The sequence below is a fragment of the Desulfomicrobium norvegicum genome, assembly GCF_900114595.1.
In the GTDB taxonomy this organism is placed as follows: Bacteria; Desulfobacterota; Desulfovibrionia; order Desulfovibrionales; family Desulfomicrobiaceae; genus Desulfomicrobium; species Desulfomicrobium macestii.
Map to the genome: position 1 here is coordinate 1 of NZ_FOTO01000016.1, position 16,433 is coordinate 16,433.

General features: G+C 52.7%; 12 protein-coding genes. 5 read left to right on the plus strand and 7 right to left on the minus strand.

Going from position 1 to position 16,433, the window contains the following annotated elements; all coding sequences use genetic code 11:
* The 4 genes from BMZ24_RS17205 to BMZ24_RS17220 form a co-directional block, all read right to left on the minus strand.
* On the minus strand, positions 1–931 hold a 931-nt coding region (locus BMZ24_RS17205; protein ID WP_208599880.1), incomplete at its 3' end, for a hypothetical protein.
* 138 nt (positions 932–1,069) lie between these two features.
* A complete protein-coding gene (locus BMZ24_RS17210) occupies positions 1,070–1,642 on the minus strand; it encodes a hypothetical protein (RefSeq protein ID WP_092194001.1) in 573 nt (190 codons plus the stop codon).
* 171 nt (positions 1,643–1,813) lie between these two features.
* Positions 1,814–2,989: a PcfJ domain-containing protein gene (locus BMZ24_RS17215; protein WP_092194002.1), complete on the minus strand. Its 1,176-nt coding sequence runs from the start codon at positions 2,987–2,989 to the stop codon at positions 1,814–1,816.
* Between the two features lie 9 nt (positions 2,990–2,998).
* Entirely contained in the window at positions 2,999–5,194 is a 2,196-nt protein-coding gene (locus BMZ24_RS17220; protein WP_092194003.1) for an AAA family ATPase, read from the minus strand.
* Positions 5,195–5,552: 358 nt separating this feature from the next.
* Here BMZ24_RS17220 and BMZ24_RS17225 point away from each other — a divergent pair, with 358 nt between their 5' ends.
* The 5 genes from BMZ24_RS17225 to BMZ24_RS17245 all read left to right on the plus strand — a co-directional run bounded on the left by BMZ24_RS17225 (position 5,553) and on the right by BMZ24_RS17245 (position 10,153).
* Positions 5,553–6,146, plus strand: a complete 594-nt coding sequence (locus BMZ24_RS17225; RefSeq protein ID WP_092194004.1) for a type IV toxin-antitoxin system AbiEi family antitoxin domain-containing protein — start codon at positions 5,553–5,555, stop codon at positions 6,144–6,146.
* A complete protein-coding gene (locus BMZ24_RS17230) occupies positions 6,143–7,045 on the plus strand; it encodes a nucleotidyl transferase AbiEii/AbiGii toxin family protein (protein ID WP_092194005.1) in 903 nt (300 codons plus the stop codon). Before BMZ24_RS17225 ends, BMZ24_RS17230 begins: the two co-directional genes overlap by 4 nt.
* A 552-nt stretch (positions 7,046–7,597) precedes the next feature.
* Entirely contained in the window at positions 7,598–8,728 is a 1,131-nt protein-coding gene (locus BMZ24_RS17235; protein ID WP_092194006.1) for an ADP-ribosylglycohydrolase family protein, read from the plus strand.
* Positions 8,729–8,842: 114 nt separating this feature from the next.
* Positions 8,843–9,586 carry an LEM-3-like GIY-YIG domain-containing protein gene (locus BMZ24_RS17240; protein WP_092194007.1) on the plus strand — a complete coding sequence of 248 codons (744 nt, stop codon included), beginning with the start codon at positions 8,843–8,845 and terminating at the stop codon, positions 9,584–9,586.
* A gap of 24 nt (positions 9,587–9,610) precedes the next feature.
* Positions 9,611–10,153: a YqiA/YcfP family alpha/beta fold hydrolase gene (locus BMZ24_RS17245; protein ID WP_092194008.1), complete on the plus strand. Its 543-nt coding sequence runs from the start codon at positions 9,611–9,613 to the stop codon at positions 10,151–10,153.
* Between the two features lie 148 nt (positions 10,154–10,301).
* On the opposite strand, the gene BMZ24_RS17250 is transcribed toward BMZ24_RS17245, so the two are convergent.
* The 3 genes from BMZ24_RS17250 to BMZ24_RS17260 are packed head-to-tail and all read right to left on the minus strand — an operon-like array spanning position 10,302 to position 16,354.
* Positions 10,302–10,538 carry a hypothetical protein gene (locus tag BMZ24_RS17250; protein ID WP_092194009.1) on the minus strand — a complete coding sequence of 79 codons (237 nt, stop codon included), beginning with the start codon at positions 10,536–10,538 and terminating at the stop codon, positions 10,302–10,304.
* 27 nt (positions 10,539–10,565) lie between these two features.
* Positions 10,566–13,715: a UvrD-helicase domain-containing protein gene (locus BMZ24_RS17255; RefSeq protein WP_161949216.1), complete on the minus strand. Its 3,150-nt coding sequence runs from the start codon at positions 13,713–13,715 to the stop codon at positions 10,566–10,568.
* Positions 13,712–16,354: a PD-(D/E)XK nuclease family protein gene (locus tag BMZ24_RS17260; RefSeq protein ID WP_092194011.1), complete on the minus strand. Its 2,643-nt coding sequence runs from the start codon at positions 16,352–16,354 to the stop codon at positions 13,712–13,714. Before BMZ24_RS17260 ends, BMZ24_RS17255 begins: the two co-directional genes overlap by 4 nt.
* Positions 16,355–16,433: the final 79 nt, after the last annotated feature.

Here is a 16,433-nt window from a genome sequence, read left to right on the forward strand (position 1 = left end):
GATTAGATTGTCTTGAGGACACGTGTGCTGGCTTGGGGTATTTCTCCAACATCAATTTTTTGAGCTCCTCTTTGTCCTCAGATTTGTAATTAACCCAAGAAAGATCACCCAAATTATCCCACCCGACAGATATGAAATTACCCTGTTTCATTTCTGACCAATAATTCGAGTCCTCTCCGTCTGTTGTGCCTACACGCCAGTATGAATACGGCTTGCCGTACAGTTCGTTCAGAGAATAGGTCAGATGGTTGATGTGCATTCCAAGATGTTTTGCGATCTGTTGAAAAGTATAAGCAGCGATGTACCGACCATCTTTGTCAGACGGTGTTTTTTGCAACATTCTGGTCAGCATGTATCTCTGATAGTCGGGGGAATGAAAGTCATCAAGAATGTTTGGGTGCAGCAAAGAAAAATATTTATGACCCCATGCAAGTGTACTAACATCTGGAGCTTCCTCGCCGAGGCTGTTTTGAAGATTTACGTAATCGTCAAAGCTCGGACTGACAGGCATCTGTTTGAGAAGATCATCGCCTTTGATGAGTTGGTCTCGATGTTTACGGGCAAAGCCAATGGCTTCTTCTATAGTCAATTCACGCTGATTGCTGGGGTGACCTGTCAACCATTTTCCGGTTTCTTTTCTTTTGTAGAGACCGAATTTGAGTGCGCTGCCACCAGCAATGCTGCCAAAAATAGCTGGTAATTCCTTATCATCTTTAAATTCAAGCCAGTAAACCAAGCTCTCTTTGGTAGCGTGGCTATGCATAAAATCAAGCAGCGCTTCACCGTCTAACAAACGCAATGCTTCAGGACAAAACTTCTCTCTAAATTTTTCATAACAGACCGCAAGATTTTCTTTAGAGAGGAGCTTTCCTTCACTATTCAGCATTTTTTGCATTTCAAGCAATTTTTTTTCTATAGAAGCATATAGCATCAATGCTTTCTCCCCTTTTATTGAAGCAGATATATCAAGTGAGCTGGATTGAAGTTTTTGTCTAATGGCTCCATCAAGACTAAAAAACGCATTGATTACATTAAAGTAATTATTAATAAAATTACTAAATTTTTTATATTAGACACTTTCCGAGTACGCCTTGTCTAATATTCCTATCTGCTTATTCATTATTGGCTTTGATACACGCAAAATTAGTGACTCTACGTGTTTCGGGTAATCGAAAGATTCAAATAATTTTACATCATAAGCAGATATATATCTAACAACTTGATGCCTCAGGACACTTTTATTTTTTATGCCCGCTGGGAAATTAATTTCAAATTCTCTATTTAATGCAGAATATGTTTCTTTAAGCAAGTTTGATGCTTTCCCTATATAAACCAAATTAGCCATAGAATCATAAAATGCATATATTCCTGAACGAGACTCATGACCTCTATACATTTTTTTTAGCTGCGTTAAAATCGGAGAACCTGGATAAATTTCATAAAATTCATTTATAACAGTAAACTCAGGTGTAAATATGGAATTTAAAATAAAAGTAATCGTCTGATGATTTGGAACAACAGACCCATCAATCCAGTCACTTATAGCTGACTTACTATATCCTGTAACATCAGCCATTTCATCAATATCATCCTTAAAATATTGCGAAAGCAAATACTTTGCAACAACACATCTTTCTTCCATAATCACCTCATTATAAACATAATAGAATTAAAAAAAATGTATGACAGAAGCAAACAATCAATGCTTAAAAAGAAGCTGTCATACAAAAATCTACATACAAAAAAAATACGGGCTTTTTTCATCATTATCAAGAAAATTAAGCCATCGACTAGCACAGCATATTTTTTGTATTCAAATACTCTCGAACCATCGGTTCAAGGCAATGCAAGTTTCTTTGGCAGCCTTCCCATTCCGATACAACTTCACCTGCTCAATCCGAAACGCCCCATCAGCAGACCTCTGCACCGCCATAGTTGCCCTCTCCGGCGCGTGGACGCGATAAATAAAAATATCCCCTCGCAATGCCTGGTAGACAAATTCTCCAGCGCAATGCCGCATCGCCAGCCCTTCTTCAAGTAAGTCGCCGACATTGCTTATGTACTCGACATCCTTTGTCTCTTTAAGGGGCGACGGAGGGAAGTTTTCGCCATAGTGGGCAATAATAGTTTCTCTTTCTTTTTTACTTAAATCCCTGGCGATTTTATCGTGCAGGTCTCGAATTTGAAATGCACTTTTCATGGCGAAAACCTTCCGCTCTGGATTTTCGCATTCGAGCATTTTGCACATCATGCGGATATCGCGAATATCACGGCAGACCTTGTACAAATAGCGAAACGCATCCCGGCAACTGTCAGCCGCCAGGCAGTCCTTGGCGCATCCAAGATCCATCACGTACCGTTGCGTGTAAAACACCTTCAGCACGGGCCAGTTGATCTGCCGATAATGACGCACTTTTTTTAAAAACTCCCCATCATTAAGAATGCGGCGCAACAGCTCAATATCTTTGAGCGCGTAACCGAACTCTCGAATTTTCGACAAAAACTTCAGATGTGATCTGCTTGAAGCCGCGCAAAACGAATCCAGGATCGAAACGCGGCGACGGGTATAAAGTCTTCTGACATCGGCCTTGGCCGGAGCCGGACCGAGCATGTTTGAGGCCAGCCAAAAGAGGATTGGCGCGGAGTCAGCCATCTCCGCGCTTTCGGGAAACTGACCGATCACATGCAAGAGCCTGCATTGCTGCGAACTGAACTGACGCAACACACTGGTCACGTCTGCGGGCAGAACGTCGTGGTATGCTCGCACAGGGTGCGTTGATTCAAGGTCGCAGACATCGTCGGAAACAATGGGGAAGTCGAATGCGTCGTCGTTTCTTGTCCAGCGGCCCCCTTCCTTGATTTCCACTCCCCCACACTCGCTCCAGGAACGCAACCGGACCTGGAATCCTCCCTCAGGAGCCAGACCCAAGGTGACGGTCAGTCGCTGCGAGGCTGGGTCAAATTCGCAATACTCGGGATCAATGATCATGGCGCACCCCTATTTCAAAAACCCCATTCCCCGCCCGGTAATATCGAGCTTCAATTCCTGCTCTTGGCGTAACCCCTCAAGCAACACATGATGTTTTACACCCTTTCCGCCATCAAAAAGCATTCGTGAGCGAACCGCATGAAAATCCCCCGGAGTCAGGCGGCGCATAGCCAGGAGTTCCGTTTCCAGCTCTTTTGACATCGGCTCAGGCGCCAACGGAGCAAGAAGTGCGTCATAGAGTGCCCTCACCTGCTCCGGCTTGGAGTATGTGAATGCGATTTTGTGACTGAACCGACGCATGGCTGCCTGATCCATGTTGTCCCGACGGTTGCTGGTGCAGATGCAGAAACCCCGGCATTCTTCGAGGGCGGTCAGGAACTCGTTGACTTGGGTGGTCTCCCAGGAATGCGCTGCTTTTTCCCTTGGAAAGAGGAAACTGTCAGCCTCATCGATGACAAGGACTGCGTCGTCGCGCTCCGCATCCCGGAAGGCTTCCGCGATGTTTGCTTCCGTCATCCCAACATACGGCCCGAGCAGGTCGCTGGCGCGAACAACCTTGCATTCCCGGTCCAGTCGGTCTGCCAGATACCGGGCGAGCGCGGTCTTGCCGGTGCCGGGAGGGCCGTAAAAGAGCATCGTAGCTGCGCCAGCGTTCAGCTCGCCGCCGCTGCGCAGCATACGATCCACCCGAGACAGCTTGTTCACCAGGGTATCAACGGAGCCCTCCAAGCTGACGCCTTTGGGGTCGTAGTGCGGCGCCACCGCGATCTTCTTGCGCTGCTTGCCGCCATCACGCAGCAGCGTCTGATAAGAATCCACCACGCGCCTGAGCGCCGGGACAAAGGCGCTCCGCTTTCTTCCGCTCAGCGCCGCAGCCTGGGTCACGGACATTTCCATGACCGAAGCCGGGACATCGTAGGTGCGGGACAGGTCTGCCAGCTCGGCGTCGTTCACGCGATTCAGCACGCCGCGCCGCTCCAGGATCTGCCGCCACATGGCGCTCCGCTCCTTTCTCCCCAGCGGCTCGAAATGAATACTGAAATGAAAGCGCCGCCGCACCGCCCCTTCCAGGTGGTGCACGTGGTTCGTGATCCACACCACCCGCTGGCCGGGCTTTTCCAGAAAGGTATTGAGCCAGGCCTTATCCACGTTTTTATCCCGAGAGAACATGTCGCAATCGAGGATGCGCTCTGCCTCGTCCACGAGCAGAAACGCCTTGTCATGCTGGGAGGCGATGCGTGCCCCGGCGGTGAGTTGGGCGCGGCGGTCGTTATCCACGCCCTGGGGCGGGCTCACGGACCAGGCCGGAATACCTTCGGCCGCAGCCAGGCTTCGGGCGAAAGTCGTCTTGCCGGTGCCTGGGGCGCCATAGAGAAGGATATGCATGGGGCGGTCGCTTGGTTGCTGAAGCAAGGCGCGGACATGCTCCACCTGCTCGGCGGGGATGCTGAAATTTTCGAGGGGCAGCGCCTCCCCTTCCAAAGGACGGCAAAAAGATTGGGATACACGCGCCGTGTCGCTCTCGGTCCACAGATCCCGGATGGAGTCTTCCAGGGCAACGTGCCTTCGATCGCCTTCAGCGATGCCCAGATAAACCAGTTCCCGCAGGATATCGCGACAACGCGAGACCGTGAGGCCGAGCATGTGGGCCAGAAAATCGATGCCGCCAAACCGCATGGCTTGCAAATTGTCTTCAAAATAGCTTTCCACCGGTTCAAAGGAACGGTTGATAAACAGGAACTCGCACAGTTCAATGCTCTCTCGGTCAAGCCCAAACAGCTCTTCCAGCCGCTTGGCGGCCATGGCGAACGAACGGGGGCGCTTCATCCGACAGGAATGCATCTCCCTGCACTCTGCCTGAAGCAGGGCCCTGGCAGATTTATGATGGCGAGGATGTTCCTGCAGAAAATCTTCCAGCGCATTGCCCAGATTATAGAGGGAGACGCGCTTGAGCTCTTCGAGAGTCGCCATCTCGTCCTCGTTCTTGGATACGGGGGTGTACGACGCGGCCTCCTTGATGAGGCCCTGCAGGCAGAAATCAAGCCCACCCAGACACCACGCCGTGCACGCGAAAAGTTCCGAGCTCAGGACGATCCGCTTGTCAAAAAGGCGCATGAGCCACCCCGCCGTCTTGATCCGCGCATAGCGACTTTCGGGCGTGGAATCGATGGAGCCGGCATTGCTTCTTCTGAACATTCGTCTCATGTGGTCTCTCCAATGGTCTACGGTTGGGGCTGAAATCCTGGGCCTGCCGGAGCAGGTCGCTTGAGATCAGTATTACCAAGCCCGCATGATCACTGGCTATCGAGAACACGATGATCGTCCCACGAGGCTGGGAAGATCCCACGTTTTTTTACTTCCCGCCGGGAAGACAATCTAAAATATTCGAAATATCAAAGTGTTGCACGCAAAAAGATGCTGCAAGTTTGCCGATTTGCGAGATTTACTCCCAGAGAAGAAGCATGACTTCGCATATGCGCGGAAAGGTCTTGATTTTCCAATCGCGACAAGACATATTGTCCATACTTATTAACAAATAGCGACAATTTGTCTGGAAGAATCCATGAAGCAGCCCCCTGAAGACATATTCCGAGCCAACGGCGGCCAACTGCGCATGAGCGAAGCCATCGCGCACGGCATCTCCCGCTACATGCTCTACTCTCTCAGGGACAGGGGCGTGATCGAGCAGCTCAGCCGCGGGGTGTACCGCCTCGTGGAGCTGCCCCCCATCGGCAACCCCGATCTGGTGACTGTCGCACTGCGCATCCCGAACGCGGTCATCTGTCTGATTTCCGCCCTCGCCTTCCACGAGATGACCACACAGATTCCGCATGGAGTCTCCGTGGCCATTCCACTTCAGGCAAGAAAGCCGGAGCTGAACCATCCTCCGCTGTTCGTGCACCGGTTTTCTGGTGCGTCGTACACGGCTGGCATCGAAGAGCACCGGATCGACGGAGTGCCAGTCAACATCTACTCCCCTGAAAAAACCATCGCCGACTGCTTCAAATTCCGGAACAAGATCGGCATGGACGTGGTGCTGGAGGCGCTCAAACTCTACAAAACCCGGAAACCCTTCAAGCTCGCAGCCCTGCTCGACTATGCGAAAATCTGTCGGGTTCAGAACGTGATGCGGCCGTACCTGGAGGCAACCCTGTGACATCCGGCAAGAACATCTCGGCATCCGTCAGACAACGCCTCTTGAACCGCGCCCACCACGACGACAGGCCTTTCAATGAGCTCCTGCAGTACTATGCCATGGAGCGCTTTCTGTACCGCCTCTCCCGCTCTGCCCATGCGGACCGCTTTGTCCTCAAAGGGGCGTTAATGCTCAGGGTCTGGCGATCCCCCCAATTCAGGCCGACCATGGATATCGACATGCTTGGCAGGACAAACCGCGAGGACGCGCTCATTCTCCGTCAAGTCCGGGATATCATGATGATGGATGTGGGCATGGACGGACTTTCATTCGACACGGATTCGCTCCGGACCGAGCGCATCACCGAGGATGCCGAGTATGAGGGAATCAGAGTGCGATTTCTCGGGAGCCTGGGCACGGCGCGCATCAACATGCAAATTGACATCGGCTTCGGCGATATCGTCCATCCCGGCCCCGAGATGGCGGAAATGCCCACAATGCTGGATTTCCCGGCCCCGCGACTTCTTTGCTACAGCCGAGAAAGCGCCATTGCCGAAAAATTTGAAGCCATGGTGTCTCTGGGCGCCCTGAATAGCCGAATGAAGGACTTTTACGACATATGGCTACTATCGAGACAATTCGACTTTATCGGGAAAAATCTGGCCGAGGCCATGAGGTTGACGTTCAAACAACGGGACACTGTCTTGCCTGGAGATATTGAAGCGTTCAGCCGAGACTTTGCCGAAGTCAAACAGACCCAGTGGATGGCCTTTCGCAAGAGACTTGAGCAGGAGCATGTCCCTGTTTCGTTTCAAGAAGTCACGAGAGCGCTTGCAATATTCCTAATGCCGATCGCTGCTTCGATCTCAAAACAATCAGAAACCCCCGAAACATGGACTGCCTCGGGTCCATGGTCCTGAAGCCCACGCATTTCACCCCTTCACTGCGCTAAACAAGTCCCTCTCTCTTTCCACCATCCCTCATCAAGTCTTTGCCGGGATGTTCCCAGCATCACGGGACCATCCAGCCCGCCATGATTGCCGCGCCACACGACAAACTGCACAAGGAATGCGTCAAGCACATCCAAACCTTCGTCGCAACAAGCGAGGAGCACGATGAACGAAAGTGCACAGCACCACATCCCCTATCCAGCTGTTGAAAAATTCAAAATTCGCAGGCCGTTCAAAAACTGTGAGATGCAAGGAAGCGAAAAAATTCAGGGCGCGCGGTGTATTGCGCAGATGCGCAGTCTGGATTTTTGCGCTGACGCAGCAGATCGCCGTTTTGGGGCGGCCTGCTACGAAGAGATCCTCCACGCCATCGCCATGGACGCCCATGCGTGTTGGGTTGAATCAAATGAGATTTCGCCAGAAAGCCCTGATCAGATTGACCACCCGGTTACGCGTTGTAGCCATCCGGCCCATACCTGCGCTACCCAGGAATCCAGCAACCGAAAGTCCCGGAGATCACGAATGAACGAAAGTCGGCAGCTCAACGCCACCATACTCCGCCAACTGTTTGAGACCAAAGCCATACGGCTGGAGCGCGGCGCAATCTTCGACCATGAGCTTGCCTCCAAAGGGCCAGATTTCGACTTTGACCGCGTGGCGGGCATGCTCCTGGGCGCTGCCATTGGCGACTCTCTCGGGAACACCTCGGAATCAAGGCTTCCCCTGGTCAGACATCAACTCCATGGTGAAATCCGCGACTATCTGGTCCGGGATCGGACCGGCAGCGCAATGGGATATCCCAGCGACGACACGCAGCTGACGTTCTGGACTCTGGAGCAGCTGATCGACGACAAGGGCGAGTTCATACCGGAGCATCTGGCCCGCAAATTCGCGGAAAGCGGCAGAATTTACGGCATCGGCCGAACCATGAAGGGCTTTCTGGATGCATTCAAATCCGGCCGCCCCTGGTACGAAAGCGGGCCGCATTCAGCCGGCAACGGTGCGCTCATGCGAATCGCGCCCATACTCATCCCGCACCTGCGCCACGGCGGCACGGACATCTGGACGGACACTGCCCTCTCGGCCATGATGACCCACAATGACCATGCGTCCACATCCTCCTGCCTGGCCTTCACGGCCATGCTCTGGGAACTGCTGGACATGAAGACGCCGCCCGACCCTGCCTGGTGGCCCAAAAGATACGCAGCCCTGGCCACCGATCTTCAAGGCAACATCGGATACTCTCCGAGAAGCGGATGCATGAAGTACTCATTCGATGGCCCGTTGCATCAATTTGTCAGCGAAAAGCTCGCCTGGGCATACGGCGAAAACCTGAGCGTCATGGAGGCCTGCGAAATCTGGCACTCCGGAGCCTATCTGCTGGAGACAGTGCCCAGCGTCCTCTACATCCTCATGCGCCACGCCCATGATCCGGAAGAAGCAATCGTCCGGGCCGTCAACGACACGATGGACAATGACACCATTGCGTCCATCGTCGGGGCCGCTGTCGGTGCGCTGCACGGCAAGCGAGGGATTCCGGCAAGGTGGGTTGCTGGTCTGACCGGACGGATGGCAGCAAGCGATGATGGAAAGGTGTTTTCACTAATCGAAGAGGCGAGAAAACAATTCTGGACATGTGACAATTTTCTCTGAACGCGCCCTATTAGATGTATTGTGTGTCTTGATTTCATCAACATATCACATTATCAAATCAAACTTATCCTTTCATATGAAAGATTTACATTTTATCACAAATATGGAGCTAAAATGAACCAATACGTCATTGACGAATTCCCAACAGAGGTGATTGATGAAATCAAATATTATGTATATAGACTAATCGATCCAAGAAATGGAGAAACGTTTTATATTGGTAAAGGAAAGGGAAATAGAGTTTTTAATCACATGAAATGCGCAATTAAAAAAGAAGAATCAGACGATTTAAGTGACAAATTATCAACTATCAGAGAAATTCGAAATTCAGGCCTTCATGTCATTCATGTTATACATAGACACGGCATGGACGAAAAAACGTCAATAGAAGTCGAGGCGGCCCTAATCGACGCTTACCCTGGCGTAACCAATATCCAAGGTGGACATAGTAGCAATGACTATGGGCCGATGAATTCCATAGAAATTATCAACAAATACGCAGCAGAGGAAGCCGACATTGCACATAATGTTCTCATGATTACAATTAATAAATCTATTATAAATAGCGAAATATACGACGCAGTTCGATTTGCATGGAGATTAAATATTAAAAAAGCAGCACAAGCTGATTATGTTTTAGCAGTCAAGCAAGGAGTAATTTGTGGAATTTTTGTTATCGAGCAATGGAAGGAGGCAAAGAAAATTAATTTTCCAGAATTCAATGTCGACATAGAAGGACGTTTTGGGTTCGTTGGAAAAGAAGCTGAAGATTCCATAAAGCAACTATATATGCGTAAAAGAATACCTGAAAAATTTAGACAAAAAGGGGCATCAAATCCAATAAAATATAATTTCTAATCAAAATATATCAAGGAACTTAATATGAATAATGAAAGACAAACCATCATTTTCCTGCACGGCAAACAGTCCACGCCGGAAGGCTCTGGCAGCGGCAAGGCAATCCGGGAACATTTCTCCAACGAGTACAACGTGCTCATCCCGGATTACAAACCCATGGAGCGCACGCACGGAGAAATTGAAGCCTACTTGAAGGAGTACATCTCCCCTCACCCAGGAGCGCTCATCGTCGGCATTTCCCTAGGCGGCTACTGGGCCTATCGCATGACCTGCACCCTGCCAGCCAGCCTTGGCCTGTCCTGCGTCCTGCTCAACCCGTATTTTTACAACTATCCCGCGATCGAAGTTCCAATGCCGCCGAAAACCATCCCGATCACCGTCGTCGTCAACCTCGACGACGACCTCATCAACCCGCAGGAAGTGATCAAACGCTTCCAAAGTACGGCGACGATCAGGGCTTTCGAGACAGGCGGACACAGGTTCAAGGACAAGACCCCGATTGTCAGGGAAGTCGCGACCGCATTGAAAAAAATTCGCAACGTAAAAAACTTTGACCAAGGCGATTGAAAGATCATCCAATATAGATTTTGATTTGACAGACAGGAATGTTTGGCAACTCAAAATCTTGTAAAACAAAATTTAGGCATTTTATCATTATATCTAACTGATTACGACATGAAAAATACAGCACTAACTAACTTGTAGCGCAAAAATATCACTGTGCCTTTATCATTAATTTTTTATTGATTGGATCAATCTCATATTTATAAATCTCTAAACAATATCCATCAAACTCCATTTTATTCAAGAACTCACCATCTTCAGATAAAATTTTGGATATCTCACACGGGTTCATTCGAACTTTAGAAATATTTTTTTTACTTTTAAATTTTACCTCAACCTCAACACTTCCGCCACGAGAAAACAAATCTAAGTATTCAGGAAACTTCATTTATTACTCCAAAAAATTAAAAATTCATCACTCAATACAAACAGTCATCCCAATAACAGGCAAAAATAACCACTTCTCCGCTACCCCTTTGCCCGTAGCAACCTTAACAGCGCTGGCATAGGCATCCAGTTGCCCTGAGTATGCTTCGGCGATCTCCTGCAACCGACCTGCCGACCCCATAGAGGACTTGTGGTCAATGATGACGTATCCATCAGGTGTTTCAACGAGAAGATCAATCCATCCCTGTAAAATCTGCCCGTCACCATTGCCGCACGAGACAGGCACCTCAGCGCGTACTATCCCCTGTGGCCAGCGCGATCTAACCCAATCGTGTAACGCGGCAGTCTGTGCTTTGACCTCGCTGGCGGATAGCGCATCGCCAACTCCGAAGCCGGCCAGAATAACTTGAATCTCCTCTTGCTCCAGCGGGGCAGAGACATCCGTAAAACTCGCGGCCAGGCAGGCGTGCAAAGCGTCTCCAGCCACGTTCCAATCAAGTTGGTCGGGCTTAACGTGCATGGGGGTCCCTATGTTCTCCTGGCAGACTATTGTTGTTTCACGGCCTTCAACGCCTGAAGGCGAGACAAAAAGGGGCGGATACTCGCTGCGACCGTTGGCAGGCTGGAACCAGAAAAGCGTTTTTTGGCCATCCTCTTGCTCCGCAGGTTCCTCTGCGACCAAAAGACGCGCTTCGGACGGAATGCTCGTCCCATCTGGCAGAACAAGCGGAGTTTCCGGCTTCTCCCCGGGAGTCATCCAGTCCGCGCCAAGGGTCCGGAGCCAAGGATTTGTTGAGCGGGCCTTGGGATTGTGTGCCAGAACCAGCATGTCCCTGGGACGGGTCATTGCGACATAGAGCAGGCGCTTGCCTTCCTCCATTGCTGCGGCCAGGCTCTTCTTGTATTCCTCCGAGGCCTCGATCGTTTCCAGAACGTCAATGCCGGTGGATTGCTTGCCGAATGGCCAGGGCCAGTAATGGATGCTGCGCCCGGCAAGAGGATTGTCGGCCCGGAAATCGCCTTCGGAAAACGTGAATATCGACCACACGCCGCTGCGGATGTTTTTTTCAAGTTCGGCCAAGATGACCACGGGCCACTCCAGCCCCTTGGCTTTGTGGCAGGTCATGACCGTCACCGCATCCAGCGCAGGAGTAGCCAATGCATCGGTTTCAGCCTCCTTCACCTCATCCAGCCAGGCAAGAAAACCGGCTATGGTGACTGTCTCGCGCAATGAGCGGCAAGTAAGCTGATACTGTTCGGCGAGATTGATCAGCGCCTCAAGGTTGGCCAGACGAAGCCGGGCCATTTCTGCGTTGCCGCACCATTGCATGACCAAGGCTGGCAGGTCGCACTCCGTGATCAGCAAACGCAGCATTTCGTGCGGGGTAAGTACCTCAAGTCGGTCTCTAAGCGCCGCGATCTTAACCATAAGATGGTGCGCTTCCGGACCCTCTTCAAGCCAGGCCTTGGGTTCCTGCTTCTGCTGAATATAGTGCAGGCGATTCGTCAGCCATTCTTCGGGTTCCGCACATTCGGCAAGAGAGATAATTTCGGCGGTCGCGAGGGTATCGCTCTTGTCGCTGACGCGGCGCAGACAGGCCAGTGCCAATGCCGCCTCGGGCGTCTTCAGGAGCCCGGCGCTGGCCGTCGCCACGGGAATGCCTGCACAGCGCAGACTACTGGCCACCGCGTCAACGCCGTCATTGGTGCGGGTCAGGATGGCGATATCCCCGTAACGGACAGGGCGAACGGCGGAACCTCTGTCAGGCACGCTCATTGCCGAGTCGACAAGCGCGCGCACACCGCCAGCCAAGGCCTCAAAACGTTCACCCACATTGGCCCCTTCCAGGACCCAGTTTGCAAACGCGGGGCTGTTAGTCACCTCTTTGCGTTGAGGCGTGAGAACAACCTCGGATTCCTTTAAAGATTCCTCAAAGGCATGTTTGAACACGGCGTTGACCAAGTGCACCAGAGGTGGCCTTGAGCGCCAGGATTTATCGAGAATCCTCACATCGCCACCGATCTCCGGGAAGGCCGCAAGCAACCGCTGCATGAGCTCCGGCGAACTGCCTCGAAAGCCGTAAATGGCCTGTTTGATGTCACCGACGAAATAACACTGCTTGGCGAGCGTGGAGAGTTTGAGAAAAAGCGCCAATTGCATGGGGCTTGTGTCCTGGAATTCGTCCACCAGAAGCAGATCGAGTTCGTCAGACAAAACCGCCACGACATCGGGGTTATCCAGCATCTCCAGAAAAAGAGCTTCCTGGTCCGTGAAATCCACGACGCCAAGTTCTTTTTTCCTGGCCTGATAGTTTTCAATTATGGACGCACAGGTTTCGAAAAGAGTCTTCAGATAGCTGCGAATGTCAGCATGCAGCATCGGATGTGCTGTACACATGCCCGCAAGCTTCGCTGCCTCTTCGATCGCCGGGGTCATCGCTTTTTTACCGGGATTGTTCTTTGAAATCTTGATCCACTCGGACCAGGGAGCCCTGGAACTACGCAGCGCACGTCGGAAATTGAGCACATCCTGGTAATATTTTTTAGTCTTATTTGTGACCTTTTCCATGGCAAGAAAAGGTCTCAAATCCTCAAGAGCAGTCTCGATGGCAGCCATGAGCTGGGCCGACAAGTCCTCGGCATAGGGCTTTGCGAACTTATCAAGCAGCGACTCGGCATTACGAATCGCCATGGCGGGCAGCGTGGATGGGTCGATCCGGTTCGCCCGAACTTCCATGACCAGTTTGCGCAGGTCGGCTCTCCAATCCTCGATGCCAAGCCGCCACGAAAGTCCAATCATCTCGTCGACGGTTTCACCGGACAAAACATCATCAACGGTCTTCTGCATCAACACCTTGGCCTGATCCTCATCGACAACCTGCAGTGTCGGGGCAAGGCCGTTTTCAAAGGCGAACCGCTCAAGTAGCTCTCCGCACACCCCGTTGACCGTTCCAATGCGGGCCTGACCCATGGCATTGGCCAGATCAAAAAGACCATTCCCCAGGAGATGCTGCCGCACGCGCTCCCGGAGCTCCGTCGCGGCCTTGACCGTGAACGTCGTGGCGATGACCCCACCAGGCTGGACACTGCCCTTCTGCAATTCATCCCCGAGAATCTTGGTCAGGGTATATGTCTTGCCACTGCCTGCCCCGGCGCTGATAAAGTGAAGCGTGCTCACAGTTCTTCCTCCCATCCCGCCAGGGCCAGATACTCGTTGTAATTCTGATTGAGGATTTCCAGTGACATGCCGTCGGCAGGGGCAACCGCCACCTCCGTATCATCCACGGCCACCTCGATGAGACCCTGATCAAGGAGCTCTCGCCGCCAATTCCAGGTCACCAAGAAGCGGTTCCAGAGCTCCGGGGCACCCTCGTCCTTGACGTCGTCATCCCTCATGATGCGCTGCGCGTTGGGGAAAAAGCTTTGATCCGGAGCGATGAGCTTGGCCTGGCTGATGATGAAGTAGCTCAGGTCCGGCCAAACCCCATACTGCTGCCTGACCAGTTCGCCGTAGAGAGTCAGCTGCAGATGCCGATTCTTGGCCAGCTTGTCCGGATACTTCTTCCCGCCGGCCCATTTCATATCGATGATGGCCCGCCGCCCATCCGCGCGAGTCACGAGCAGGTCGGCAAAACCCGTCAAATGCCCGCCGACAAATACGCCTGCAAGCTCCACTTCAGGCTCGACCTTGACGACGCCTGCCGCTCGCAATTGCGCCTGCAAGGCGAGCATGGCCCGAAGCAGTTCCGCGCGAAAATTCTGCAACTCCGTCTTGCGGCCCGGCATGAGGAGCAGCGCGCCCTCGGTTTCGATAAGACGGTCAAAAGCCGGTGCAAACCACGCCCGAAGCGCCTCGTCATCGAACCTGAGTGCTTCGGGCCGCCTGAAGTACCGCTCCACCAGCGAATGGGAGAGATTGCCAAATAGCAGAAACGAGTCCCCCGCTACGATGCTCTTCCCGGGCTCCAGCTTGGCGTGATAGCGCAAAACCCATTGATACGGATTGAAAAGAAACGCTTCGAGGCTGGAGAAGGACTCCTTCTCTCGCGGGCTCAGTTTGGCGTCCTGCGGCATCCGCCACCAGCGTCTCTTTGCGGGAAGCGGTTTCGTCTCTATTTGACGGCAATCTGGGCCTGGGCGCTCAAATATCGTTTCCAGATCCGCAACCTGCGGCTTGTGATCGTCTTCAAAGAGAGACTCGATCATGAGCCACAGAGGATGCACTTCCTGACCGGCCGGCGGCAGCACCAGGACGGCCTGGCCTTGCGCCGCCAGAATCGATTTTTGCCAATTCAAGGCCTCTTTGCGCAGTTCTTCGGTCACTCCGGGCAAGCGCACGCCTGCGGCGAAAAGCGAGGCAAGTTCGACAGACGACCAGGGGTAGGGTTTTGGCAATGCCGGGGCTTGCAGTTGCCACCACACCACTCGCTCAGCGGGATCCACCGCCGCCCCTGGACTTGAGATCTTCCGGCACGATCCGGCCTCGGCAAACCTGAAAGGATTCCCAGCGCCCTTGGAGGTGCATTGGTTCACCAGCACTTGAAGCTTGCTTATCCCGATCCCGGTCTCTCCCTGTTCGATCAGAGCCAGCAAAGCGGTGTGGCATGCGACAGCTTGAGCGTGCCCGCCCTGAAAAACAGCTCGCCGCACAGGATCCGGATCACCCAGTCGCACGCGGAAATGGTCGGCGACCGCTGCAACGCGTTCAGCGATGTAAGCAATGGGAGCCGTCTCGCCCAAAGGATAACGCTCATGCTCCAGCCAAAAGCGGATCTTTTCGGCTGCGCGCTCCCATTCGAGGCCTTTTTCTTCCCAACGGGATTGGAGCTTGCTCACGGTTTCCTGCCATGGCTCTCCCCCAATGCCTGGATATGCGGCCACGGTTTCCGCGAGCTTTGTGCTGATTTCACGCGGAATGGGACACATCGGATGCGCCATGAACTTGATCAGGCCGTGGATATCCACGGGTGTCCATAACTGAGAAAGGACAAGGGGCAAAAACTGAAGCGCAGGACGAAAGGCGCTGAGTTCCTGAAAGTTCGGACGGGGCAGGTCATACACCGGCAATGTATCGGCGAGAGCATCTGGCTGGGGGACAACCAGAAGCGTTTCCCTGGGCGACCGGCTTAGAAGCGTGCTCAGCCAGTATCCAGCAGATACAGGGGTTTCGCCTCTTACGATGGCAAGGCTGCCGTCATCCACCCAATGGAGCTTGGGGGGAAGATCACCGCTCGCCTGTGCGGCAAAGGCGGCTTGAAGCTTGCCAAGAAGGCAATCAGGCGATGCCGAAGGCCTTGGCGACTGCATGCTGAGCGGCAATTGCCGCAGAACCTCTTGCCAGGCCCAGGGATGCCATTCCAACGGCTCGCAGAGTTCCAGGACGGAAATTCGAGGTTTGCGCTTGCGCATCCTTGCAGCGACGCGGGCCAAGCGCTGACCTTCAGACATGGGCACGCGTCCGGAGGCCTCGGCCTCCACGTCCTGCATATCTGACAGGCGCGCAGGGGCCTCTTTGGAAAACACGCCGCTCCATCCGTGAAGGTGCCATTGGTCCCGCCAGTCCAAAAGGGTCCTTGCCGTTTCCAGATCATCCACCGCGAATGTCTTATGATAAAAACGATCGGGATGGTCGCATCGTTTGAGGCATTCCCGATACGCCATGACGCGTTCGATGGCCGGAACCTCCCTATGGGGCAAGCCAAGCTGCACTTCCAGAATGCCGAGCAGTCCAAGAGGGCCGGTGGTCTTGGCATCAAGCTCGTCGACTCTGAGCGTCCCGTGTTCTCCATCCAAGTCCTGGCCAAAACGAATGCGCATTATGTTGCCCTCAAAAGGAATCTAGATTACGGCGACTACCAAACATAGTCGAAGAATTTCAGCATGTTTCCTATACGAT